The sequence below is a fragment of the Methylibium sp. T29 genome (assembly GCF_000576205.1).
Taxonomy (GTDB): Bacteria; Pseudomonadota; Gammaproteobacteria; order Burkholderiales; family Burkholderiaceae_C; genus Methylibium; species Methylibium petroleiphilum.
This window is the reverse complement of sequence record NZ_AZND01000002.1, coordinates 58,378-82,004: the sequence shown is the minus strand read 5'-3', so window position 1 is coordinate 82,004 and position 23,627 is coordinate 58,378. Positions and strand designations below refer to the sequence as shown.

Below are 23,627 nucleotides of genomic sequence, written 5' to 3'. Positions count from 1 at the left end.
GGCCTCCAGCGCCGGGCCGATGCCGCGCCCGACCGGCTGCATCCCGTCGGTGACGCGCAGCGCCACCTGCAGTCCGATGGCCCGGCCGACCTCGACGAGCCGCCGCCCGAGCGTGTGGGCGGCCTCGGCGCTGCGCACCTTGGCCGTGGGGCCCACCGGAAGATCGATCAGCACGTGAGTCGAGCCGGCCGCCGCCTTCTTGGACAGGACAGAGGCGACCAGTTGTCCCTCGCTGTCGAGATCGAGCGGGCGCTCGACGCGGATCAGGATGTCGTCGGCCGGGCTCAGCCGCACCGAGCCGCCCCAGACGATGCAGGCGCCGGTGCGCTCCACCGTGCGTCGCATGGCGGCGATGTCGAGATCGACCGGGGCGAGCACCTCCATCGTGTCGGCGGTGCCGGCAGGGGATGTGATCGCGCGCGACGATGTCTTGGGCATCGTCAGCCCGCAGGCGGCGACGATCGGCACGACGAGCAGCGTCGTGCGGTTGCCGGGCAGGCCGCCGACGCAATGCTTGTCGACGACCAGGTCGCGGCCCCAGTCGAGGCGTTCGCCCACGTCGACCATCGCCCGTGTCAGCGATACGGTCTCGTCGAGGTCGAGGTGGTCGCCGGCACAGGCGGTGATGAAGGTCGCCAGGTGCAGGTCCGAGTAGCGGCCTGCGGCGACGTCGCCGATCACGGCGCGGAATGCGCGATCGTCGAGTCGGTGGCCATACACCTTCGCGCGAACATGGCTCAGCGATTCGAGGACCGGGGCGTGCGTGACCTCCAGCGATTCGCCCGGCAGCGGATGCAGTGCCGCCCACGCCGCCTCCGACAGGCCGGCCACGCCATGTCCGAGCCAGGAGCCGTCCACGACACTGAGCGTGGCCACGATGCTGGCCGAGCCGGTGCTCAGTTTGACGCGCGCCTGCGTCGTGAAGCCCTCGGCGCGGCAGACGGCGCAATCGCGCCGCATGTAGACCACCGGCTCCTGGTAGGTGTCGATGCCCGTGCGCCAGGCGCGCAGCGTGTTCTCGACGGCGTCGACGTGACCGGGCTGCGGATGCGCGCTCATGACAGTTCCACCGTCTCGAGGTAGTCGGGCACGCGGCAGGACCAGCCGAGTTCGTGCTCGATGCGCGAGCGCATCGCGTCGGCCGCCGCCGGCTCGCCATGGGTGACGAAGGTCTGCGTCGGTGGCGCATCGAAGCCGCGCAGCCACTGCAGGATCTCGGCGGCGTCAGCGTGTGCGGACAGGCTGGGCAGCGAGGCGACCTCGGCATGGATCGGCACTTCCTCGCCGTGGATGCGCACGGAGGCGGCACCCTGCAGGATGGCGGCGCCGCGCGTGCCGCCGGCCTGGTAGCCCGCGAACAGGATCGTGTTGCGGCGGTCCGGCGCGAAGGCCTTGAGATGGTGGACCACGCGTCCGCCCGTGGCCATGCCGCTGGCCGAGATGATGACCATCGGGCCGCGCCGCGCACTCAGTGCGCGGGAGTCGTCGGGTTTGTTGACGATCGTCGCCGCATGGCACATGGCATCGCACTGCTCGGGGCTCAGCCGGTGCTCGCCGCGGTGCGCGTGGTAGATGCGCGTTGCGTCGGTCGCCATCGGGCTGTCGAGGTAGACCGGCAGGTGGTGGATGACGCCGCGCTCCTTGAGCAGGTGGATGCAGTACATCAGGCTCTGCGCCCGCCCGACCGCGAACGCCGGGATCACCACGACCCCGCCGCGTGCCGCCGTCCGATTGATGACCTCGCCCAGCTTGAGCAGCGGATCGCTCGCCTCGTGCTGGCGGTCGCCGTAGGTCGATTCGACCACCGCGTAGTCGGCCCCGGGCACGCGCGTCGGCGCGGCCAGCACCAGATCGTTCGGACGCCCGATGTCGCCGGAGAACAGGATCGAACGCCGTCCGTCGTCGATCTTCACGAAGGCGGACCCGAGCATGTGTCCCGATGGATCCAGGCGCGCCTGCAGCCCGGGCACCGGGCTCCATGACGTGCCGTAGGGCCGCGGCACGAACTGCTTCAGGCAGCGTTCGGCGTCCTCGCGGGTGTACAGCGGCAGCGCCGGCTTGTGCTTGGAGTAGCCGCGCCGGTTGGCGTACTCGGCTTCCTCCTCCTGCAGGTGGCCGCTGTCGGGCAGCAGGATGCGACAGAGCTCGTAGGTCGCTTCCGAGCAGTACACCTTGCCCTTGAAACCCTGCCGCGCGAGCAGCGGCACGTAGCCGCTGTGATCGATGTGGGCGTGCGTCAGGACGATCGCATCGACCCCGGCGGCCGGCACGGGCAACGGCGCCCAGTTGCGCAGGCGCAGCTGCTTGTAGCCCTGGAACAGGCCGCAATCGACGAGCAGCGTGGCGCCTTCGTGGCGCAGCAGGTACTTCGAGCCGGTGACGGTGCCGGTGGCACCGAGAAACTGAAGTTGCATGGAATCCTCTGTTCGTGCGGGTGATCAGATCAGCAGCGGTGCATCGGGCAACTCATTGCGATCGCCTGACGTGACCGGGAAGTGGCGTATGACCAGTTGCGTGACGGCCTCGATGCCCTCGACGGCACCAGCCCGAAATTGCCGTTGGCGAAGTGTGTTTCCATGCCGCGGCAGATCACGGACCAGGTCTCGGCGTCGGCCCTCGCGTGGATGCCCCGGTCGGCGACGATCTCGACACGCCGGTCGGCGAGCAGCACGTAGATCAGCACGCCGGTGTTGTGTTCGGTGTCCCAGACGTGCAACCGCGCGAAGAGCTCGATGGCGCGTTCGCGCGCCGTCTGGCCGCGCAGCAGCGGCAGGCCGTCGAGCGCGCCTTCGACGACGAACCGGATCTCAGCCGCGTGGGTCGTCTCGCTCGCGGCAATGGCCTGCTCGATCGAGCGAAGCGCAGATGCAGGGAAGGCGCGGCGGACCTGATTCGAGGTCGTCGCGACATGGCGCAGGATGCGTGGCAGATCCATCGTCACCACCTGCCGGAGGCACCGCCTCCGCCAAAACCGCCGCCGCCGCCGCCGAACCCGCCGCCCCCGCCAAGCCACCGCCTCGGTGTCCGCCATGCCCGTGCATGCCGCCGTGACCGCCCATGCCGATGCCCAGTAGCGTGACGAAGAAGCCCGTCAGTCCCGCCGTGGCGGCGACGGCCAGTGTGCCGAGCGCGAACCACGCGACAGCACCCAGCACGCCGCCGACCACCAGTGCCCCGGGCAGGCGGCCCAAAACCTGGCGCAGCACGCCGCCGAGGACCAGCGCGACGATGAACAGCACCGGCCAGCCTTGTCCGAGGCCGTTGTCCGCCGAGGCCGGGCCGCGACGAGCCGGCGGCGGCAGCGCTTCGCCATCGAGGACGCCCACGATCCGGTCCAACCCCGCAGAGAGCCCGCCGTAGAAGTCGCCCTGCCTGAATCGTGGCGTGATGACCTCCGCGATGACGCGCGCCGCCGTTGCATCGTTCAGCGCGCCTTCGATCCCGTAGCCGACCTCGAGCCGCACGGCACGGTCGTCCTTCGCGACCAGCAGCAGTGCACCGTCATCGACCTTGCGCCGCCCCAGTTTCCACTTCTCGACCACGCGCAGGGCGAAGGCCTCGATCGCCTCGGGCCGCGTCGTGGGCACGATCAGCACCGCGATCTGCGTGCCCTTGCGCTCCTCGAAGGCGCGCAGCGACTGCTCGAGCGCGGCGCTCTGCTCGGCGGTCAGCGTGCCGGTCAGGTCGCTTACGCGACCCTGCAGGGGCGGCACAGGAACCAGTTCCTGTGCCGATGCGCCGAACGCCGCGAGGCCCAGCAGCCAGCAGACCGCGAGGCTACGCAGCCAGCGTCCGACCGGCGTGACATCCGTTGTCACTTCTTGGCACCCGAGGCGCCGATGCCGCCGAGGTCGACCTTCGGCGGAACGGCGAGCGCCGCCTCGTCGGCGACGCTGAAGTTGGCCTTGACGCCGTAGCCGAACACCATCGCCGTCAGGTTGCTCGGGAAGGTGCGGACCGCGACGTTGTAGTCCTGCACCGCCTTCACGTAGCGGCCGCGCGCCACGGCGATGCGGTTCTCGGTACCTTCGAGCTGCACGCGCAGATCCTGGAAGCCCTGGTTCGCCTTCAGGGTCGGGTAGTTCTCCGACACGACCAGCAGGCGCGACAGCGCGCTCGACAACTCGCCCTGCGCGGCCTGGAACTTGTTGAACGCTTCGGGGTTGTTGACCAGCTCCGGCGTGGCCTGGATCGAGGTGGCCTTGGCGCGCGCCTCGACCACCTTCGTGAGCGTCTCCTGCTCGAAGTTGGCCTCGCCCTTGACGGTGGCCACGATGTTCGGGATCAGGTCGGCACGGCGCTGGTACTGGTTCAGCACCTCGGACCAGCTGGCCTTGATCTGCTCGTCGGTGGACTGGAAGGTGTTGTAGCCGCAGCCGGACAGTGCGAGCGTGAGCGCGGCGAGAAGGGCGGCGAGGAAGTGGCGCATGCTCAGAACTCCTTGAGGTTTCATTTGGGAAGCGGGTCGGAGCGCACTCGCGACAACTGCGACGCAGCGTCCTCGGTGGCCCACCACGTGGGTCGAACGATCAGGGTGCCCAGCGTGGCCAGCAGCGGCAGCGCAAGCCACGCGAAGCTGAGCTGGGCGACCGCGCCGAACAGCCAGCCGGCGGCGGCCGAGCCGAGCGTCTGGCCGAAGCCCGCGGCTGCGGCCAACCCACCCATCGTCGTGCCGAGCCGTCGCTGAGAGGCTCCGGCCGCGAGGTACGAGATCGTCGGCAGCACGAGCCCGGTGCCCGCGGCGGTGAAGCTGACGCCGACGTACATCCACGCGTCGCTGCGGTGCTGCGCCAGCATCGCCAGGCCGGCGATCGCCAGCACCAGCCCGGCCGCCATCACGCCGCGGCCGGCGGCACGCTCGAGCAGACCCGTGAAGAACAGCAAGGCATTGACACCGAGCATCACGAGGCTGCACTCGGCAAACATCAGCGAGATCTCGCGCGACGACAGCGTCGGGTGCTGCTGACCTTGCAAAACGATGCCGAGCTCGAAGCCGGACAGCACGAACATGACCACGCCGTTCAGCCCCCACAGCGCCGCCGCGCGCCGCCGATCGGCGGACGCAGAGTGCAGGTCTTCCTCGGCCGCCGGCGGAGCCATGCGCGGCAGGGTGACTGCCAATCCGAGCATCATCAACGCGCCCAGGGCCGCCGACATCACGATCACGAGGTCCGTCGGGTCGACAGTGCCGGCGCCGATGCCGGCGAGCCCGCCGGAAGCCTGCCCCGCGGCGGCATTGAGCCCCGGCCCGAACAGGAAGCCCAGCAAGGACATCGCACCGAGCCACGCGAAGCGGCGCGCGCGCTGACCTTGCGGCGTGTGCTCGGCGACGAGCGCAGGCACCACCGGTACGACAGCCGCCACGAAGAAGCCGGTGGCCCCGCGCGACACGTAGATGCCGGCAATGCCGATCCAGTCGGGCCGCAAGAGGGGCAGCAGGCTCGCGACATAGCCGACCAGCCCGATCACCAGGATGCGGCCCCGGCCCCAGCGGTCGGAGACGAGGCCCCACAGCGGCGCACCGACCAGCACACCCGCGGCATACAGGCCGCTGAGCAGACCCACGTGGCGGGCCACCTCGGCCTGGCCGTCGGCATTCATCAGCGGCGTCAGCCAGGTCGGCAGCAAGGGCATCAGCGCCCCATAGCCAGCCGAGACGACGAAGACCGCGGCCGCGAGCCAGGCCAGTTGCCAGGCCCCCAGTCCCGACGCTGTCGGCGAGCCCTGCCGTTCGATGCGGAGCGGGCGGTTCATCGCGTTGGCCTGGCGGGGATCAGAGCACCAGCCGCAGCCCGGCTCGCACCGAGTTCGCGCCCGTGCCTCCGTCGGCGCCACGCTGCCACTGGCGGCCGACTTCAAGATAGGGGGCGACCGCTCGTGTGACTTCGTAGCGCAGGTTGAGCCCCCACTCCGATGCAGTGACGCCAGCCTTGATGCCGTCCGACGGTGCCGAGCGTGCCGCCCAGTCGATGCCGGCGAAGGGTTTGGCGATGAGGCGGTTGGTGAAGAGCATGTCGTACTCCACACGGGTGCGTGCGAACAGCCGGCCGTCGCTGCGCACGAACGCTGCCAGGTCGACATCGAAGGCATAGGGTGCCAGGCCCCGCACACCCAGCACGGCGTAGTTACGGGCGGCGGGCTTGAGTTCGCGCCGCAGGCCGAGTTGCAGGTCCCAGAAGGGCGCGAGGTAGCGGCTGTACAGCCCCTGGACCTCGGCGTCCTCGAGCCGGCCGGCGCGTTGCGTGCCTTCGGTCCGCCAGGCAAAGCGGTTGTAGTCGGTGCCGATCCAGCCGTCGGCGCGCCAGGCTGCGATGCTCTTCGAGTCCGCCCTGCCGGCATCGATTTCGATGCGGGTGGCCTGGAAAACCGCGTCGTCCTCCATGGCACGGGCAGGTCCGGCCAGTGCTGCGGCGAGCGCGAGCCCCAGCAAGTGGTACAGGCGATGGTTCTTCGTGTTCATTCGTTCTTGTTCCATGACCGGCCCGCTCACTTGACGACGATGGCCTGGACCATGCCGGCGGCCGCGTGATAGAAGAGGTGGCAGTGGAAGACCCACGGGCCTGGCTCGTCGAAGCTGGTGTGCACCGTGATGGTCTCGCCGGGCTTGACGATGACGGTGTGCTTGAGAGGGGCTCGCTCACCCCTGCCGTTCTCGACCACGAAGAACGCGCCATGCATGTGCATCGGGTGCTCCATCATGGTTTCGTTGATCAGGCGGATCTCCAGCCGCTCGCCCAGGCGGGCATCGAAAAGCTGGCCTGCGACAGCTTCTTGTCGTTGATCGACCAGATGTAGCGGTTCATGTCGCCCGTGAGCCGCATGTCGATCTTCTTCGCCGGCCCCGCGGGCAGGCGCATCGGCGTCAGGGCTTCCAGGTCGGCGTAGGCGAGCCGGTCCTTCACCGCACCGGCGCCCGCGTCAGTGGTCATGCCTCCCATCGGCATGGGCATGCTATCCATTCCCTTCATGCCACCGTGCATCGCGTGTGGATCGGCCGGTACAGCCGCAGGGGCCGGGGCCGCCGGTGCGGCGCCGTGTCCGGCATGCGGGTCGGCCGTCGTGACCGCCGGCGTTGACGACGCTGCGCCGTGGCCGCCGCCGTGCGCACCGGCCATCTCGGCCATGGTGCGCACGGGCCGCGGACCCAGCGCAGGGATCTCTCCCTCCATGCCGAGTTCGGGCGCGAGCGTGCCGCGCGCAAAGCCGATGCGCCCTGAAGTAGCGGCGAACAGCGTGTAGGCCTTGCGCTCGTTGGGCTTCACGATCACGTCGTAGGTTTCGCCATTGCCCATGCGCAGTTCGCGGACCTTCACCGGGCGGACGTTCTGCCCGTCGGCCTGGACGACGGTCAACTCCAGGCCGGGAATCGAGACGTCGAAGAAGTTCATCGCCGACGCATTGATGAGGCGCAGGCGGATGCGCTCGCCGGGCTTGAACAGCGCGGTCCAGTTGTCCTGGATCCGCTGGCCGTGCACGAGGAACTGCCACTGGCTGCCGCCGTCGGTGGCGTCGGTCGGGTCCATGCGCATCCGAGCCCAGGCCAGACGCTCCCTCCAGATCGCCTCGCGTTCCTGTGGACTGCGTGCCGCCTGCAACTCGGCATAGAGCTCGGGCAGGGTCTGGCGCCGGTCGTTGTAGTAGCCCTCCACCTTCTTCAGGTTCGCCAGAACCTTCTCCGGCGGCGTGTCGACCCACTCGGACAGCATGACGACGTACTCACGGTCGTAGCCGAACGGCTCACGCTCCTGCGGATCGATGATCAACGGGGCATAGAAGCCAGCCGGCTCCTGCAGGATCGCGTGGCTGTGGTACCAGTACGTGCCGCTCTGGCGCAGCTCGAATCGGTACTGGAAGGTCTCGCCCGGCTTGATTCCCGGGAACGTGACACCCGGCACGCCGTCCATGTTGTTCGGGACCTTGAGTCCGTGCCAGTGCGCCGCCGTCACCTCGTCCAGCCTGTTCGTCAGCGCGATCGTGACGTCGCGGCCCTCGTGCATGCGCAGCAGCGGGCCCGGCACCGTGCCGTTGACGGTGATCGCCGACGCCGGCGTGCCGCTGAAGTTGACCTGGGTACGTGCCAGCGTCAGTTCGAACTTGTTGTCGACCCGCGAGGAGGACAGCGGCAGCGCGAGGTGCGATTCCTTCACGACCGCATTGGCGCCGAGTGGCCATGCCAGCATGGCCGCCATGCCGGCCGTACCCTGCAGGAAGCGGCGCCGCGGCAGCAGCGCGCCAGCGGCGGGCCGCCGGTGTCGGGGTGGCGATTCATCGAGAGAACTCCTGTGATTCGTTCGGGGAAGAGGGGGCTCGGGCCGATCACGCCGACGCGCCTTGCGCCACGGCCGAGGTCGTCGCGGGCGAGGGGCGGGCAGCGCGGATGCCGGCGAGCTTGGTGCGCTTGAGCATCAGCGCGTTGATCGCCACGATGGCCGAGCTGCCCGACATGGACAGCGCGGCGACCTCGGGCGACAGCGTGAACGGATAGAACACGCCGGCCGCCAGCGGGAAGGCGATCACGTTGTAGCCCACGGCCCACCACAGGTTCTGGTGCATCTTGCGCAGCGTCGCGCGCGACAGCTCGATCGCGCCGACGACGTCATAGGGGTCACTCTTCATCAGCACGACCTGGGCGCTCTCCATGGCCACGTCGGTGCCCGCGCCGATTGCAAAGCCCACGTCGGCCTGCGTCAGGGCCGGGGCATCGTTGATGCCGTCGCCGACCATGGCGACCTTGTGACCCTGGGCTTGCAGTTCCTTGATCTTCGAGGCCTTCTGACCCGGCAGCACATCGGCGAGCACGATGTCGATGCCGAGTTCCTTTCCGATGCGCTCGGCGGTGGCCTGGTTGTCGCCGGTGATCATGGCGACCTTGACGCCGCGCTCCTGCAGCTTGGCGATCGTGGCCCTGGAGGTCGGGCGCACCGCATCGGCGATCGCGATCAGGCCGATCAGGCGGCCGCCGCGCGCCACGTGGACGACTGTGCGCCCGCCGCCTTGCAGGCGGGCCGCCTCGGCTGCCAGATCGGCGAGGTCGACGCGCTCCGCCTCCATCAGCTTGCGGTTGCCGAGCAGCACAATGTCGTCGCCGATGGTCGCGCGCGCGCCCTGGCCATCGATGTTGGTGAAGGCGGTTGCCGTCTCCGGCGTGTCCGGGCCGGCGCGCTTGAGCACCGCCAGTGCGAGCGGGTGCTCGGAGAACTTCTCCACTGCGGCCGCGGTGGACAGCAGTTGCGCTTCCGTTGTACCGGGCGCCGGCACCATCTCGACCACGTCCGGCTGGCCCAGTGTCAGCGTGCCGGTCTTGTCGAAGACAACCACCGTCAGCTTGGTCGCGTTCTCCAGCGCCGCGGCGTTCTTGAACAGGATGCCGTTCATCGCGCCCAGCCCGGTGCCGACCATGATCGCCATCGGTGTCGCCAGGCCGAGCGCATCGGGGCAGGCGATCACGAAGACAGTGATGGTGAGCGTGAGGGCGAACAGCAGCGGTTGGCCGAGGACCCAGAACCACACCGCGAAGGTCGTCAGGCCAACCAAGATGGCGATGAGCACCAACCACTGCGACGCCTGATCAGCGAGCAACTGGCCCGGCGCCTTCGAGTTCTGCGCCTCCTGCACCAGCTTGACGATCTGCGCGAGCGCGGTGTCGGCGCCGACCTTGGTGGCCTGGTAGCGGAAGCTGCCGCTCTTGTTGATGGTCGCGCCGATCACCGCGTTGCCGACCACCTTCTTGACCGGCATCGACTCGCCGGTGAGCATCGATTCGTCGACCTGCGATGCACCCTCGGTGATCTTGCCGTCCACCGGGATCTTGTCGCCCGGCTTGATGACCACCGTCTCGCCGACCAGCACCTCGGCGGTCGGCACCTTTGTCTCGACGCCGTTGCGCAGCACGGTGGCCATCGGCGGCGCCAAATCCATCAGCGCGCGGATCGCGTCGGAGGCGCCGGCGCGCGCACGCATTTCCAGCCAGTGACCGAGCAGGATGAACACCAGCAGCACGGAGGCCGCCTCGTAGAACACCTCGCCCTCGTAGAAGAAGGTTGCGCCGAGGCTGAACACGTAGCCGGTGCCGACAGACAGCACGACCAGTGTGGCCATGTTCGCCACCTTGTTGCGCGCGGCGCGCCAGCCGGCGACGAAGAACGGCCAGCCGGGATAGGCGATGGCGCCGGTGGCGACGATGAACAGGAAGAGGTTGCGATCCATCCCGAACGGCGTCGCGAAGTCGCCGAACATCTTGCCCATCGGCGAATAGAGGAACACCGGAATCGAGAACAGCAGCGCGACCAGGAAGCGGTTGCGCATGTCGTTGGCCATGTCCTGCATCGACATGCCGGGCGCATGGCCCATGTCGTGCATCATGTCGCTCGTCTGGTGGGCGGCATCGCCGCCGTGGCCGGCGTGCGCGGTGTGTCCCGCGTGCAGCGCATCGGGCGGCGCCTTCGCTGCGGCACTGCTCACTGCAGGCGTCGTGGCGGCGACGTGGCCGGCGTGCCCATTAGTGGCATGCCCGGCGTGGGCGCCATGGCCTTCGTGTCCTGCGTGTTCGGCATGTCCCTCGGGCGGGCAGACGTGGGCGGGCAGCATCTCACCGCGGCAGTGGTAGCCGCACTCGACAATGCGCCGTCGGATGTCCTCCAGCGAGGTCTTCGTCTCGTCGTAGTGCACGGTGGCGCTGCCGGCGACGTAGTTGACGTCGACGTGATGAACGCCGGGGAGCGCCGCGATCTGGCGCTGCACGCCGGCGGCGCTCAGGCTGGAGACCAGTTCGCCGACTTCTACGGTGCTTGTCTTCATGAAGGATCCTTTGGATGGGATGTCAGCGGGCCAGGCGACCGGCCTCGAGGCAATCGGGAGAGAACTCGAACACGATGTCGGGGTCAGGACGCACGAGCTTGTCCTTCCGGCCGGCGTAGTGGAGCCGGGAGAGAATGTCGCGCATCAGGTTGAGGCGGGCTAGGCGCTTGTTGTCCGCGCGCACGATCCGCCACGGCGCTGTCGCCGTGTGCGTGCGCATCAGCATGGCGTCGCGCGCGGCGGAGTACGCCTTCCAATGCTTGACGGCCACCGCGTCGATCGGGCTCGACTTCCACTGCTTGAGCGGGTCGCGGCGGCGCTCTTCGAGGCGCTTGACCTGTTCGTCCTTGCTGACGTCGAGGTAGTACTTCAGCAGCTTGATGCCCGATCCGACCAGCATCTCCTCGAACTTCGGCACCGATTGCATGAACTCTGCATGCTGCTCCTTGGTGCAGAAGCCCATGACGTGCTCGACACCGGCGCGGTTGTACCAACTGCGGTTGAACAGCACGAGTTCCTCGGCCACCGGCAGGTGCGGCACGTAGCGCTGGAAGTACCAGCCGCTGCGCTCGCGGTCTGAAGGCTTGCCCAGTGCCACGACGCGGGTCTCGCGCGGGCTGAGGTACTCGACGATGCGCTTGATGCTGCCGTCCTTGCCGGCAGCGTCGCGACCTTCGAGCACGACCAGGATCCGGTCCTGACAGCGGATGAAGTGGCGCTGCAGTTTCACCAGCTCGACCTGCAGCACGTGAAGTTGGGCCTCGTACTCCTCCCTCGACAGGGATCGGTCCGTGAGCGCTGAGGTGTCGGACGTTGGCGCGGTTGCTCTGCTTGCCCCGTCCTCGCTGGTACTGATCTCTTCGCGCTTCTCTTGCTTCTTGTGCTTCTTGGACATGGCGAGCCCCTCAGGCTGTTGGATCCGCGCCGATCAGCAGCACGGTCTCGGAGAGGAAACGGTGCGGCGGCACGGTCAGGTTGGTCGGTGCCGGCACGTTCTTGAACACGCGGCCGGCGAGGTCGAACTTCGACCCGTGGCAGGGGCAGTAGAAGCCGCCAGGCCACTGCGCGCCGATGTCCGGGCTGCCGGGCGTGGGTCGGAAGCTGGGGACGCAGCCCAGGTGGGTGCACACCGCCTCGATCACAGCCAATTCGGATCGGCTCGAGCGCAGGGCGTTGCGTGCAAACTCGGGCTGCTCTGACCGGCGCGACTGCGGATCGGCGAGCAGGGCGTCGTGCCGCGCCAGCGCGTCGATCATCTCGGGCGTGCGGCGCAGCACGAACACCGGCTTGCCGCGCCACTCCACCGTGCGCAGTTCGCCGGGGCGCAGGCTGGCCAGGTCGACGTCGACCGGTGCGCCCAGTGCACGCGCCTTCTCGCTGGGCGCGAGCGAGGCCACGAAGGGCACCGCGGTGGCGACCAATCCCGCACCGCCGGCGACCGTTGCCGCGCCGAGCCAGAGCCGACGGTCCGCATCGTCGGGCGAACCGGCAGAGAGGACGGAATTCGTCACGATAGTCTCCCGCAGGCTGTACTACGTTGTGGACCACGGTCCAGCTCCGGTTGTCTTTTGCATGCGCTCGCCAGCCTCAGGCAGCCGAGGCGCGGTTGCCCAGGGCGGGAACGAAGCGCGGCGTGCGCGCGGCGTAGGAGTCGAACTCGGCGCCGAAGCGCTCGCGCATCTCGCGTTCTTCCGTGACGGCAAGACGCCCGTACATGGCCACCAGGATCGGGAACATCACCAGCGTCAGCAGCGTGGGCCACTGCAGCAGGAAGCCCAGCAGGATCATCACGAAGGCGACGTACTGTGGGTGGCGAATGCGCGCATAGGGCCCGGTCGTCGCCAGCCGATTGGCGCGCTGCGCGTGGTACAGCACGTTCCAGGCCGCGGACAGCAGGTAGAAGCCGAGCCCGAGGAAGACGTAGCTCGCGATGTGCAGCACGCCGAAGTGCGGATCGCCCTTCTCGCCCAGCAGCGTCGACCAGAGGTGCCCGCTGTTGTGCGACATCAGGTCCAGGGAGGGGTACTTCGTCTGCAGCCAGCCCGACATCAGGTAAATCGTCAGCGGGAAGCCGTACATCTCGACGAACAGCGCGATGACGAAGGCCGCGAAGGCCCCGAAGGTGCGCCAGTCGCGTCCGGTCTGCGGCTTGAAGAAGCTGAAGGCGAACATCAGGAAAATGGCCGAATTGAGGATGACCAGCATCCACAGTCCGTAGCCGGGTTGGTCGTGACTCATCTGCAGGTCCCTTCAGTGGTGGCGGTGCGTCTTCCGGGAACGTCCTTCGTACGCTTCTGGACCTTCGGGGCGGTCGTCCGAAGGCCCCTTGTCATCGTGTGCATCACCGTCACCGTGGTCGTGGCCGCGGTGCATGAAGATGTGCAGAAACGGTGACGCAGCCAGCAGCAGGTAGGGCAAGGCGCCCAGGGTGTGTGCGCGGTGTTCGGTCAGCAGGAAGAACAGGGCGATCGCGGCAAACACCAGCAGTCCGATGGCATATCGGCTACGCCAGAAACCGCGCGCTCGGCGGGTTGGCTCGTCGTGGTCATGATCCATGGAAGGACTCCTGTGCGGCTCTCGGTTCGGCCCGGCGATTCGATGGGTTCGACCGGGGCTTTCAGGCGCGTACGAGAGTCACTTGGCCGGAGCGGCAGGGGACATGGGCATGCGGTCCATCATCATCTGCATCATCGACTGCATCATGTCCATGCGTTTCTCCATCATCTGCTGGCGCGCGGCGGCGGTGGGCCCTTTCGCAGGCGCCATGCCTCCCATCATCGACATGCCTTCCTGCATGAGCTTCATGTGCTCGGCCATCAGGGCCTCGCGCTCCGCCGGAGTCTTCGCGTTGGCCAGCTTCTCGTGCATCGCCTGCATGGCCTTCATGTGCTTGTCCATCATGGCCATGTCGGGCATGCCCGCCGGCTTGCCCGTGGCCGGTGCAGGCATCGCTGCGGAAGCTGCCCCGGCAGGGTGATGGGACTTGTGCTGGTCGTCCTGCGCGAACGAAGCCGCGGACACAGCGGTGAGAGTCGCGACAACGGCGAGGGTGCGGAAACGGAACATGGAAGCCTCCAGGAAGCGAGAGAACGATCGGTCAGCGGTTGGTCGGCCCGGTGGCCGGACAAGGGAGAGATGCCGCGACTTGCGGTCCGACTGTGCGGTCCGTAGTCGGCTACGGAGTCAACAGGTCGGAACTGCGCGGCGGGCCGCCAGCAAGGGACGCACTGGAGCGTCCGTCGCTGCGGCCCGGGGGTCGCGCGCTACAGCGCGAGCCGGGAGAACTGCACCCGCGGAGGGGGTGAGGGCGGTGGAACCGCTGCAAGAGCGGCGCGGACCAGGGCGGCCGGCGCCATGTGCAGGTCGCTGGCCTGCCTGTGAGGCGCAGGAATCAGGACCAGCTGATCAGGCGTGTCGAACTTGGGAAGTTGCTTCAGCAGCGTCTGCGACGACGCGTCGCAGGACTTCTGGCACGGCGCCTTGTCGGAGTGCTCGCCGTGCTGCGCTTGATCCGCCGCGTGGGGTTGTTGTACAGCGGCCGGCGCCGGCTGGTCTGCCTGCGAAACCTGGATGCCGGCATGCGCCAGTTCGCCGCGCGGTTCCGTCAGACAGGCATTCGCCACGCCCGACAGCAGCGCGAACACCCACACGAGCAACATCGTGAGGGCGATGCTGCGCTTGTGGTGGCGGCTGGCGGTCAGGGTCATGTTCGGCTGGCTTCGTGTGCAGATTCGCAGAATCCACGTTGGAAGTTTCGCCGGTCATTGCATCGGAAAGGTTGATCGTCGTCAAACCGGCTCTGGGGTCAACTACGGAATCCGGACGTACCATTCCGCCATGAAAAAAAGGGTGGTCGCGGGCCCCCCGTCGCTGGAGACACCCTCTCCCTTGACCATCGGCCGCCTTGCCAAGGCGTCCGGAGTGGGCGTGGAGACGGTGCGCTACTACCAGTCGCGCGGACTGCTGCGTGTGCCGGCGGCAAACGGCGGCTTTCGCGTCTATCCCGCTGCGGCGATCGACCGCATCGCATTCATCAAGCGTGCGCAAGCGCTGGGCTTTTCGCTGGACGAGGTGCGCAGCCTGCTGGACCTGGAAGACGGCCGCAATCGCCGGGCCATCCAGTCGGTCACCCAGGCACGTCTGGGCCAGATCGAGGACAAGCTGGCGGACCTGCATCGCATGCGCGGGGCGCTGTCCGAGTTGCTGCATCGCTGCAGGCAGGCCGGCCCCATGCAGGCCTGCCCGATCATCGAGACGCTGGCCGGCGCGAGGTCACCCGCCTGAAGGTACGTGACCCGGACGGTCCGCCCAGCCGTCAAAGTTGCTTGGCACGCGCCAAGGCACGCCCGACACATTCACCACCGACGCCGCCGGCATCACCGCAGCCAGTCGCTGCGTGCCCAAGCCGACCGTCGCTTGACGCATCGGAACGCCCGACAGCCGCACCTCGGCTGGGACGGTCGCTGGCGTGGTTGTGCCAAGCGCTTGGCGACAACCAACGGGACGCCAGTGCCCGCGCCTTCCGTTCCGGCGGTTGCCGCCGACGCCGAACCGATGGCCAGGCCGGCGAGTGCCAGCAAGTCTGCGATGGTCCTCATGTCAATGCTCCTTCTTCAAGGTACGCGCTATCCGGGATTGGCAGCGAAGTCTCCCCTGGCTTGCTGCAGGGAAGGACATCACGGTACGCGGCTTCGATTGACCGGAACCTGACCGATTGATGACGAAGTCGTCAGGATCGGCCGGCAGACGCTGCAGGCATTCGACATGCCCCGTTCGCGCCGCACGCGGCCGCGATGGCGCTAAGCTTGCCGGCCATGGAACAAGCCGTCTTGCCGATGTCCTCTGCCGCCCAGCGGGATGCCCTGATCGACCGTTGGCGGGCCGATCCCCATGCAACGTACCGCACCTGGTTCCTGTGGGAAGAGCGCCTGAAGAACTTCCGCTCGATCCGGCGCGGCATCGGGCAGATCGTGCGCGAGATCGAGGGGGGAAGCTTCGGCAACGTGTATCGGGGCTCGACGCTGGAGACCGTCGTGTCGTCGATCGCCGAGCAGCGGCAGGTCTTCAAGGGTGCGGACCATGCGTTTCTGTGGAAGCCCAAGCTGCGCATCCCGGACATCTACGAGAACGAGGACAACCAGCGCGCCTTCGGGCGGCTGCTGCACGCGTGCGACTGCTGCGACACGGCCGAAGCGGTGATCGACGCAATCCGTCAGCTCGACGCTCGGCAGATCAAGGGGTTGGGGCCGGCCGTGGCGAACCTCCTTTACTTCATCCACCCGACCCTTGTCGTTCCGTTCAACACGGCGATCGTGCGGGGCTACAACGCGCTGACCGGAGGCAACGTCAAACTGGGGCGTTGGGACCACTATCTGTCGATGCGAGAAGGGGTCATGCGCCTGAACGCCGAGCATCGCTCGCGCCTGTCCAATGACCTCGGCGCGGTCGCCGGGCTGCTGTTCGACATCGGCTCCGGGCGCTACGAGGCGCCGCCGCGCGAGAACGATCCTTTGGCGGCGCAGGCTTGGCAAGGCGACCTCGCGAGGGTGCGTGAAGAGACGGTCGCGCAACACCGGCAGTGGACGCTCGAGCGGGAGAGCGACACCACGCATACGGAGGTTCAGGGCTGGCTGCGCGATCTCGGCCTGAGTTTGGGCTTTCAGGTGTGGATCGCGGCGAACGATCGCTCGCGCGAGTACCTGGACGGCCGGCTCGGCGATGGTTGTCTCGAGGGTCTGCCCGCAGGACTCGACGGCGCCGCGGAGTCTGTGCGTCTGATCGACGTGGTCTGGCTGGACACCAGCGGCGCGCGAGTCGTCGCTGCCTTCGAGGTCGAGCATTCGACTTCGATCTACTCCGGCATCGTGCGCATGCTGGATCTGGCGCTGGGTTGCGCACTGGGGGCGGGTACCGCGATGTTCCTGGTCGCGCCCGACGATCGGCGCGACCAGGTGGCACAGCAACTGCGACGGCCGGCGTTCTCGCGCGTGTCGGAACTCGGTATTCGCTACCTGCCCTATGGCGAACTGCGCTTGCACCGCGCCGCCATCGGCAGATTCGGAACGGGATTGAAGCCCATCCTCGAGGTTTCGCAGGCTCTATGAACTTGATTGTCGCGGCCGGCGTCTCGCAACAACATGATGGGCTCGTTGACCCGCCTTCCCGCTGAGGCCGCCGATGAGTGCGTTCGAGTGCGGCTTTACCTGTGGCCCCACCGCCTGCTCTACATCGGGCCTGGCCCCAGTACTCGATCGCATCGCCATCATGCGGCCCAGATCTGCTGGGGACTCGGCGGCAGCTTGCGTTCGCGTATCGAGCCCCACGGAAAATGGGAAGCGTGGAATGGATTTCGCGTCCTGCCCGACCAGCCGCATGCCTTCGATGCCAAGGACGCTCAGGTGGCGATGCTCTTCATGGAGTCAGAGGGGGCCGAGTACGCCTGCGTCGAGGGTCGGCTACACACAGATGAGTGCATTGTTCCTTTCCAACCGCCGCACCCGGCGGCCGCGGGATTGGCGACGCTCGCAGCCGAAGGCGGGACCATCGACGAAGCGGACGCCATCTGCAGAGCATGGCTCGGCTTGGGCAGCGTCAATGCGAGCGGGCGCGGCCGCGATGCTCGGATTGTTCGTGCGCTGCAGGTCCTGCAGTCGGCCATAGATCGACCCGTGCGACTGCAGTCGCTGGCGAACCAGCTGAACGTCTCGCCGAGTTGGCTGAGCCACCGGTTCGTCGAGGAGACGGGTGTACCGTTGCGGCGCTATGTGGTGTGGACGAGACTGCGTCGGGCTGTCGAATCCGTCCTTCAGGGGGCTTCGTGGACCGAAGCTGCTCACGCGGTCGGCTTCAGCGACTCGGCACATCTGTCGCGTTCATTCCGCGACAACTTCGGGATCGCACCGTCTTCGCTGATCGGGCGGCGGGATCAGATCTCGGTCTGTTTCGACAAGGGTTGACGGGGCATGTCGTGGGGCTCGACGCGAGTCGTCACGAAGTGCCGGATCGCTCGTGCGACGGCGGCCGGCTGGTCTTCGGTCACGAACGGGCCTGAATCGTCGATCACTTCGACGGTCGCATCCGGGAACAAGCCAGCCAGGCGGTGGGCGTGCTCGAGCGGGAAGAATCGGCGACGCTCTCGCGCCCACGCAAGCAGCACCGGCTTGGGGAACCCCGGAAGGCGCGTGGCAACCTCGACCGTGTACATCGGATCGATGGCGCGGACCAAGGCCGCGAAATCGCTTCGTGTGCCTGGGCGGTCGCGCAGCGGGGCGGTGTAGGACCTCATGATGTCGTCCGGGATCGCCCTCTCAGTCAGCAGACCAAAGGCGATGGGCAGTCGTTGTACCCAACGCCAGCGCAAGGTTTGCGCCAAGACCCACAGTCCCCATGACGTTCTCCCCAACAGGCGCAGGTGCCGAATCGGCAGCGGGACGAAGTTGTCGAAGGCGTCGCATGGAGTCAATACGAGCGCAGCAATCCGCTGGGCATGGTCGGCAACCACATGTTGTGCCACTGCACCCCCCGTGTCATTGGCGACGAGCACGACGCTGTCGAGATTCGCAGCCGCAAGGAAGCGGTCGACCATCTGGGCAACTCCCGGAAGCGAAAAGTCGGTGCCGTCCCGCATCTTGAGGGCATGCGCTCCCAGCGGCCAGTCGGGTGTGATGCAGCAGTGATCCCTTGCCAGATCCTCGACCACACCACGCCACACGTCGCCGTTGGCGATGATGCCGTGCAGGAACACGATGGTCGGACCCGTGCCCGTGACCCGATACTCGATCGGACCCTCTGGAACTTGAACGATGCGGCGTTCGCCGAGCACAGCCGAAACGGACATACGCGCCCCTCCCTTTGTCGTTGCGGGCTTCACCAGACACGAGGCGCCAAACCGTCTACCCCCTGTGGGGCCGGTGCCTGCGCCACGCAGTGATTCCTCGCCAGGCCAGGAGCCCTCGCGCGCGTGCATCCGATGCGAGCCACCAACAGACCTGGCGCCTCTGCGGGGTGCGCGTCGATTGCACGTCAACCGCAATGCGGTGGTAGCCGCGGGCCCCGTCGGGGTAGGGTGCGGCAGCGAGTTCGGCCTGAACGCCTTCTCGTCCCCAGGTGCGGGTCTCCAAGGTGTGGCGGCCGGGCGTTGCATCCCAGGGCGCTTGCCACTGAACCCAAGCACTCGGGCCGAGGGCCGTGGCCAGCGCGCAGACTTGCCACGGGCCGCCGTCGATGCGCAGTTCGACCTTCGCGACGCCGTGCGGAGGACTCCACGCCACACCGGCGACGATCTGGCGGCCGGGTGCCAGCAGCGCTGAGTGGTTTGGAACGTCGATCCTCGAGTTCGGCGCCATGCGGGATGGCCGTCTTGGCCAGCCCTTGCGCTCCGCGTAGTCGATGGCTTCGCTGAACCGCATGACCTCCACGGACGCCAGCCACTTGATGTTCGCGTCATAGCCGTGGATGCCAGGCACAAGGACTCGAACTGGAGCACCGTGCGCGCGTGTGAGTGGTGTGCTGTTCATGGCGTAGACCAGCATGGGCTCGAAGCCGTCCTCGAGCAACGACAAGCTGATGCCGGCAGAGAACCCGTCCACCGAGTGAAGCCGGACATGGTCCGCTTCCGTGGCCGCTCCGGCGCGCACGAGCAGGTCGCGCAGCAGTACGCCTTGCCAGCGCGCATTCCCTACGAAAGGGCCGCCAACGGGGTTGTGCACACACATCAGAACCGCGTCGATCTCTCGCGATGGAAGCGACAGCAGCTCGTCGAGGGTGAGACTGAGCGGGTGCTCGACCATGCCTCGCACCACGAGGCGCCAATGTCGCAACACGACGCTCGGAGCAGGAAACGTCACGTCGGTGACGAAGAATCGGTCGACAGGGGTGATCAACTCGGACAGTCCTGGAATCTCCAGGGAGGCAGAGCCAGGGGGCGAACCCAGGGGGGCTTGCGGCCGTGGCAGACGTACGGGCTCTGCGCGCCGGCGTTGTCGGACACGACGAATCACCAACGCCAGTCCCGCCGCGGCGAAGCCGATGGCGAAGGAAGCTTCCGCGCCGAAGAAGACACCCAGTATCCCTGCCGCTGTCGCGACCAAACCCAGGGGGGCGGCCGTGGTGCGCGAAAGCTCGGTGCGGCGCCACAGCGCATACAGCCCGAGCAACCCAGACAACAGCAACGCCGCCACGAGCGTGGCCGTGCCCGCGGTCGCGGCCATCGCCGGAACTCCGAGACTGAACAAGGTCAGTGCGATGGCGATCGCGGGCTTGTCGCCGCGCCGAAGCAATGCAATTGCGACGTCGATCAGCGGTGTTGGCAGCGTGTCGACCAGCCACTTGCCGAGCGCTCGAACCGGCGAGGTATGGGTTCCACGGACGGCTGCGGCAAACTCGCCGGCGGCCAGCTGAACGAAGGCGGCGCCCAGGCCCTGAAGCCACGCATCGGAGGGAGAGAACGGCATTGGTTGCTCGGGGCTGAATACTGTTGGCGTTCCCAGCTTGCATCGCCGTGCGCCTGCAGGCTTGAAGAAACTGGCAGTTCGGTGGCGCCGCCGCTGGCGAACTGGGCCACAGCTGCGGCGCGAGGCCTCCGCTGGCAGAACTGCGCCGCCGATCCGTGGCCGGAGTCTGCGAGAGACAAGCTTACGAGCCTGTAATGTGGTTGTCGGCCGTGCGTCGGATGCGGTTCCCTAGAGTGCAGGCCATGCCAAGTGGCATGACGTTGAGGGAGCGACTCCCTCGCTGCATCACGAAAGGTTCGATCATGAAGGCGACTCTGTTCACCCTGACCATCGCGCTGGCGGCCGCCACGGCAACCGCGCCGGCTCTTGCGCGCGATGCTCTGCCGCAGGCCACGCAGCAGGCGCTGGCGCTGAAAGACGGTTCCACGCTGTACGTCTTCAAGGACGGGAAGATGGCGAAGGAGGATCGCTACGGCCGCGCGGCCTACCTCAAGCAAGGCGAGGTTCTCGAACTGGCCGACGGACGCAAGGTACCGGCAGTCGGTAACGAGGTCGCGCGGCTGGACGGGCTCCTCAACGACGGGCATCGGAACTGAATCCCGGCGAAACGGGCCACCCACAAAGCTCCATCGAGAAGCACCCATGAACAAACTTGGCAAGGCCGGCTTCGTGTCGGCGCTCGTGCTCGCCGCATCCGCAGTGATCGCCGGCCCCGGCCACGGCAGCAATCCTGTTGGCGAACCCGGCAAGGCCGCGCAGGCCACCCGCACCGTCAACGTCGACATGACCGACAACATGCGCTTCACACCCAGCGAGATCTCGGTCAAGCAGGGGGAGACGGTGCGCATCGTTGTGAAGAACTCCGGCGCCGTGAAGCACGAACTGGTGCTCGGCACGCCCGAGGAGCTGAAGGAGCACTACGCGATGATGCTGAAGATGCCGGGCATGGAGCACGCTGACGACAACATGGTCAGCGTGGCGCCCGGCAAGACCGGCGAGATCGTGTGGCGCTTTACCAAGGTCGGCAAGGTGGACTTCGCCTGCCTGCAGCCGGGCCACTACGACGCCGGCATGAAAGGCCTCGTCAATGTTGCGCAGGAGGCCGACGCTTCCAAGAATGACGGCCACGGCGGCCACAAGCACTGAGTGACGTTTGTCACGACATGTCCGAGGCGCTCGGCACTTGTTGTCGCCACGTGCCTCTTGGCAGAATCCGATTCACCCCCTCAAGGAGCATTCGATATGAAGACCTTCAAGCCCCTCCTCCTCTCCCTGGCCTTTGCGGCCGCGGCGCCGTTTGCGATCAGCGCGCACGCCCAGGCGATGGATCACAGCAAGATGGGCGGCATGAACATGCCCGGCATGAAGATGGACGGCATGCCCGCTTCGATGACCGAAGGCGAAGTGCGCAAGATCGACAAGGAGGCCAAGAAGATCACCCTGAAGCACGGCGACATCAAGAACCTGGACATGCCCGGCATGACCATGATCTTCCAGGTCAAGGATGCGGCGCTGCTGGACAAGGTCAAGGCCGGCGACAAGGTGACGTTCACCGCCGAGAAGGCCGATGGCGCGATCGTCGTCACGGCGATCGAAGCCGTGAAGTAACCCCGGGCAATGAGGCTGTCCCCGATGGATCCGTCCAAGCGCCGAACTCTGCAGACCCTGGCCGGTTTGGGCGCGCTGGCAGCACTGCCGCGCGCCTGGGCGCAGGTGAGGGCGGTCGACCTGCGCGACACGCCGGTGTCGCGCGCCTACGACCTGACCGTGGCCGAGACCCCACTTAACGTTACCGGCAAGCCCGCGCAGGGCATCACCATCAACGGCACGATGCCAGGCCCGGTGCTGCGCTTCCGGGAGGGCGACGAGGTGGTGATCCGCGTCACCAACAAGCTGCGCGAGATCACCGGCATCCACTGGCACGGCCTGCTCGTGCCCAACGACCAGGACGGTGTGCCCGGCGTCACCTACCCCGGCATCCGCCCGGGCGAGATCTTCACTTACCGTTTCAAGCTCAGGCAGTCCGGCACCTACTGGTACCACAGCCATGCCGCGCTTCAGGAGGCGGCGGGCTACTTCGCGCCGCTGATCATCGAGCCGGCCAAGCCCGACCCCTTCCAGTACGACCGCGACTACGTGGTCGTCATCTCCGACTGGATCGACACCCCGCCCGCTCAGGTGCTGGCCAACCTCAAGAAAGTGGATGGCTACTACAACTACCGGCGCGTGACAGCGCCACAGTTCTTCGCCCAGTTGCGCAGCGCACCCGATGCCAAGGCTCGCGAAGCACTGTGGGCCGAGCGCATGGAGTGGGCCAAGATGCGCATGGATCCCACCGACTACAGCGACGGCGGCGACGAATGGTCGTTCCTCCTGCAGGGTAAACGACCCGGCGAGAACTGGACCGGGCTGTTCAAGCCGGGCGAGCGCGTGCGGCTGCGGTTCATCAACGCCTCGCCGATGAACCTGTACGACGTTCGCATCCCCGGCCTGCCGATGACGGTGGTCCAGGCCGACGGTCAGAACGTCAATCCGGTCGAGGTGGACGAGTTCCGCATCGGCAACGGTGAAACCTACGACGTGATCGTGCAGCCCAAGGAAGCCAGGGCCTACACGATCTTCGTGCCGACCATCGCGCGCATCGGCTACGCGCGCGGCACGCTCGCCCCGGAAGTCGGCATGAGCGCGCCCGTGCCCGAGATCGGGCCCAAGCCCGTGCGCACGATGGCCGACATGGGCATGGCTGGCATGGACATGAGCGGCGGCATGGCGGGCATGGACATGGGCCAGGCGCCCGCAGCCGCAGGCCATGCCGGCATGGCGATGCCCGCGCCAGCGAAACCAGCCGACCCGCATGCCGGGATGGTCATGGCCGCGCCGGCCAAGCCGGCGGACCCACATGCCGGCATGCCCGGCATGAGCGACATGCCGGGCATGAGCGCCGCCGCCCCGCAGATCGCACCCGACGGCGACGGCGTGCGCCGGCTGAAGTACGCGCATCTACGCGCGGCCACCCGCAATGCCGACGACCGCGCCCCGGAGAAGGAGGTGCTGGTACGCCTGACCGGCGACATGGCGCGCTACTTCTGGAGCATCAACGACAAAAAGATGTCCCAGGCCGAACCGCTCGAGATGGGGCTGGGCCAGCGCGTGCGCATCAAGTTCGTCAACGAAACCATGATGGAGCATCCGATGCACCTGCACGGCGTGTTCATGGAACTCGTCAACGGCAACGGCGTATACGCGCCGCGCAAGCACACCATCATCGTGCCGCCGGCGCAGACTGTCGAGCTTGACGCCACCTTCGAGGACGAAGGTATGTGGGCCTTCCACTGCCACCTTTTCTACCACGCCGCCACCGGATGATGCGCCTGGTCA

General features: G+C 67.4%; 23 protein-coding genes and 2 pseudogenes. 7 read left to right on the top strand and 18 right to left on the bottom strand.

The window, feature by feature from the left end; all coding sequences use genetic code 11:
* From x551_RS00880 to x551_RS00810, 16 genes and pseudogenes are all read right to left on the bottom strand, one after another.
* Nucleotides 1–1,059, bottom strand: a 1,059-nt coding sequence (locus x551_RS00880) for a thymidine phosphorylase (RefSeq protein ID WP_036247298.1), incomplete at its 3' end; no start/stop codon positions are given.
* On the bottom strand, nucleotides 1,056–2,414 hold the full coding sequence (locus x551_RS00875) for an MBL fold metallo-hydrolase (RefSeq protein ID WP_036228719.1): 1,359 nt from the start codon (nucleotides 2,412–2,414) through the stop codon (nucleotides 1,056–1,058). The genes x551_RS00880 and x551_RS00875, both read right to left, overlap by 4 nt.
* A gap of 24 nt (nucleotides 2,415–2,438) precedes the next feature.
* Nucleotides 2,439–2,935: pseudogene (locus tag x551_RS00870) on the bottom strand (TPM domain-containing protein).
* A gap of 2 nt (nucleotides 2,936–2,937) precedes the next feature.
* A pseudogene (locus tag x551_RS27880) lies at nucleotides 2,938–3,785 on the bottom strand (TPM domain-containing protein).
* 29 nt (nucleotides 3,786–3,814) lie between these two features.
* A complete protein-coding gene (locus x551_RS00860; protein WP_036228713.1) occupies nucleotides 3,815–4,429 on the bottom strand; it encodes a LemA family protein in 615 nt (204 codons plus the stop codon).
* A 20-nt stretch (nucleotides 4,430–4,449) separates the two neighbouring features.
* Nucleotides 4,450–5,754, bottom strand: coding sequence for an MFS transporter (locus tag x551_RS00855; RefSeq protein ID WP_051495423.1), 1,305 nt, complete (start codon nucleotides 5,752–5,754; stop codon nucleotides 4,450–4,452).
* A gap of 19 nt (nucleotides 5,755–5,773) precedes the next feature.
* On the bottom strand, nucleotides 5,774–6,430 hold the full coding sequence (locus x551_RS00850; protein ID WP_161727922.1) for a copper resistance protein B: 657 nt from the start codon (nucleotides 6,428–6,430) through the stop codon (nucleotides 5,774–5,776).
* Nucleotides 6,431–6,486: 56 nt separating this feature from the next.
* The gene (locus tag x551_RS24885; RefSeq protein ID WP_231497440.1) at nucleotides 6,487–6,711 is read right to left on the bottom strand and encodes a multicopper oxidase domain-containing protein; all 225 of its coding nucleotides are present in this window, start codon (nucleotides 6,709–6,711) and stop codon (nucleotides 6,487–6,489) included.
* Entirely contained in the window at nucleotides 6,711–8,225 is a 1,515-nt protein-coding gene (locus x551_RS00845; protein WP_256363969.1) for a copper resistance system multicopper oxidase, read from the bottom strand. Before x551_RS00845 ends, x551_RS24885 begins: the two co-directional genes overlap by 1 nt.
* A 91-nt stretch (nucleotides 8,226–8,316) precedes the next feature.
* Nucleotides 8,317–10,797, bottom strand: a complete 2,481-nt coding sequence (locus x551_RS00840) for a heavy metal translocating P-type ATPase (protein ID WP_036228707.1) — start codon at nucleotides 10,795–10,797, stop codon at nucleotides 8,317–8,319.
* A gap of 22 nt (nucleotides 10,798–10,819) precedes the next feature.
* Complete coding sequence (gene ppk2 / locus x551_RS00835) at nucleotides 10,820–11,692, bottom strand: polyphosphate kinase 2 (protein WP_036228704.1); 873 nt, start codon at nucleotides 11,690–11,692, stop codon at nucleotides 10,820–10,822.
* 10 nt (nucleotides 11,693–11,702) lie between these two features.
* Complete coding sequence (gene petA / locus x551_RS00830) at nucleotides 11,703–12,308, bottom strand: ubiquinol-cytochrome c reductase iron-sulfur subunit (protein ID WP_036228701.1); 606 nt, start codon at nucleotides 12,306–12,308, stop codon at nucleotides 11,703–11,705.
* Nucleotides 12,309–12,384: 76 nt separating this feature from the next.
* Complete coding sequence (locus tag x551_RS00825; protein ID WP_036228698.1) at nucleotides 12,385–13,035, bottom strand: isoprenylcysteine carboxylmethyltransferase family protein; 651 nt, start codon at nucleotides 13,033–13,035, stop codon at nucleotides 12,385–12,387.
* A 12-nt stretch (nucleotides 13,036–13,047) separates the two neighbouring features.
* The gene (locus tag x551_RS00820; protein ID WP_051495418.1) at nucleotides 13,048–13,353 is read right to left on the bottom strand and encodes a DUF2933 domain-containing protein; all 306 of its coding nucleotides are present in this window, start codon (nucleotides 13,351–13,353) and stop codon (nucleotides 13,048–13,050) included.
* Between the two features lie 78 nt (nucleotides 13,354–13,431).
* Nucleotides 13,432–13,863, bottom strand: coding sequence for a hypothetical protein (locus tag x551_RS00815; protein WP_036228695.1), 432 nt, complete (start codon nucleotides 13,861–13,863; stop codon nucleotides 13,432–13,434).
* A gap of 197 nt (nucleotides 13,864–14,060) precedes the next feature.
* Nucleotides 14,061–14,504, bottom strand: coding sequence for a hypothetical protein (locus x551_RS00810; RefSeq protein WP_036228692.1), 444 nt, complete (start codon nucleotides 14,502–14,504; stop codon nucleotides 14,061–14,063).
* Here x551_RS00810 and x551_RS00805 point away from each other — a divergent pair.
* The 3 genes from x551_RS00805 (at nucleotide 14,503) to x551_RS00795 (ending at nucleotide 17,753) form a co-directional block, all read left to right on the top strand.
* Nucleotides 14,503–15,081 carry a MerR family DNA-binding protein gene (locus x551_RS00805; RefSeq protein ID WP_231497438.1) on the top strand — a complete coding sequence of 193 codons (579 nt, stop codon included), beginning with the start codon at nucleotides 14,503–14,505 and terminating at the stop codon, nucleotides 15,079–15,081. The two genes, x551_RS00810 and x551_RS00805, sit on opposite strands and share 2 nt — an antisense overlap.
* Before the next feature lie 530 nt (nucleotides 15,082–15,611).
* Nucleotides 15,612–16,901 carry a type II restriction endonuclease gene (locus tag x551_RS00800; RefSeq protein ID WP_231497437.1) on the top strand — a complete coding sequence of 430 codons (1,290 nt, stop codon included), beginning with the start codon at nucleotides 15,612–15,614 and terminating at the stop codon, nucleotides 16,899–16,901.
* A gap of 33 nt (nucleotides 16,902–16,934) precedes the next feature.
* Nucleotides 16,935–17,753 carry an AraC family transcriptional regulator gene (locus x551_RS00795; RefSeq protein ID WP_036247297.1) on the top strand — a complete coding sequence of 273 codons (819 nt, stop codon included), beginning with the start codon at nucleotides 16,935–16,937 and terminating at the stop codon, nucleotides 17,751–17,753.
* Here x551_RS00795 and x551_RS25690 read toward each other — a convergent pair.
* Entirely contained in the window at nucleotides 17,723–18,634 is a 912-nt protein-coding gene (locus x551_RS25690; RefSeq protein WP_051495408.1) for an alpha/beta hydrolase, read from the bottom strand. The two genes, x551_RS00795 and x551_RS25690, sit on opposite strands and share 31 nt — an antisense overlap.
* 55 nt (nucleotides 18,635–18,689) lie before the next feature.
* Entirely contained in the window at nucleotides 18,690–20,249 is a 1,560-nt protein-coding gene (locus x551_RS23125) for a molybdopterin-dependent oxidoreductase (RefSeq protein WP_051495406.1), read from the bottom strand.
* Nucleotides 20,250–20,551: 302 nt separating this feature from the next.
* Between x551_RS23125 and x551_RS00780 the strand changes: the two genes are divergently transcribed.
* From x551_RS00780 to x551_RS00765, 4 genes are read left to right on the top strand one after another with little or no spacing between them, the layout of a single operon-like run.
* The gene (locus x551_RS00780) at nucleotides 20,552–20,845 is read left to right on the top strand and encodes a CopK family periplasmic copper-binding protein (protein WP_036228687.1); all 294 of its coding nucleotides are present in this window, start codon (nucleotides 20,552–20,554) and stop codon (nucleotides 20,843–20,845) included.
* A gap of 46 nt (nucleotides 20,846–20,891) precedes the next feature.
* Nucleotides 20,892–21,395, top strand: coding sequence for a cupredoxin family protein (locus tag x551_RS00775; protein WP_081771153.1), 504 nt, complete (start codon nucleotides 20,892–20,894; stop codon nucleotides 21,393–21,395).
* Nucleotides 21,396–21,857, top strand: coding sequence for a copper-binding protein (locus x551_RS28050; RefSeq protein WP_310732180.1), 462 nt, complete (start codon nucleotides 21,396–21,398; stop codon nucleotides 21,855–21,857).
* A 24-nt stretch (nucleotides 21,858–21,881) separates the two neighbouring features.
* Nucleotides 21,882–23,615, top strand: a complete 1,734-nt coding sequence (locus x551_RS00765) for a copper resistance system multicopper oxidase (RefSeq protein ID WP_036247296.1) — start codon at nucleotides 21,882–21,884, stop codon at nucleotides 23,613–23,615.
* The last annotated feature ends 12 nt before the right edge of the window (nucleotides 23,616–23,627 follow it).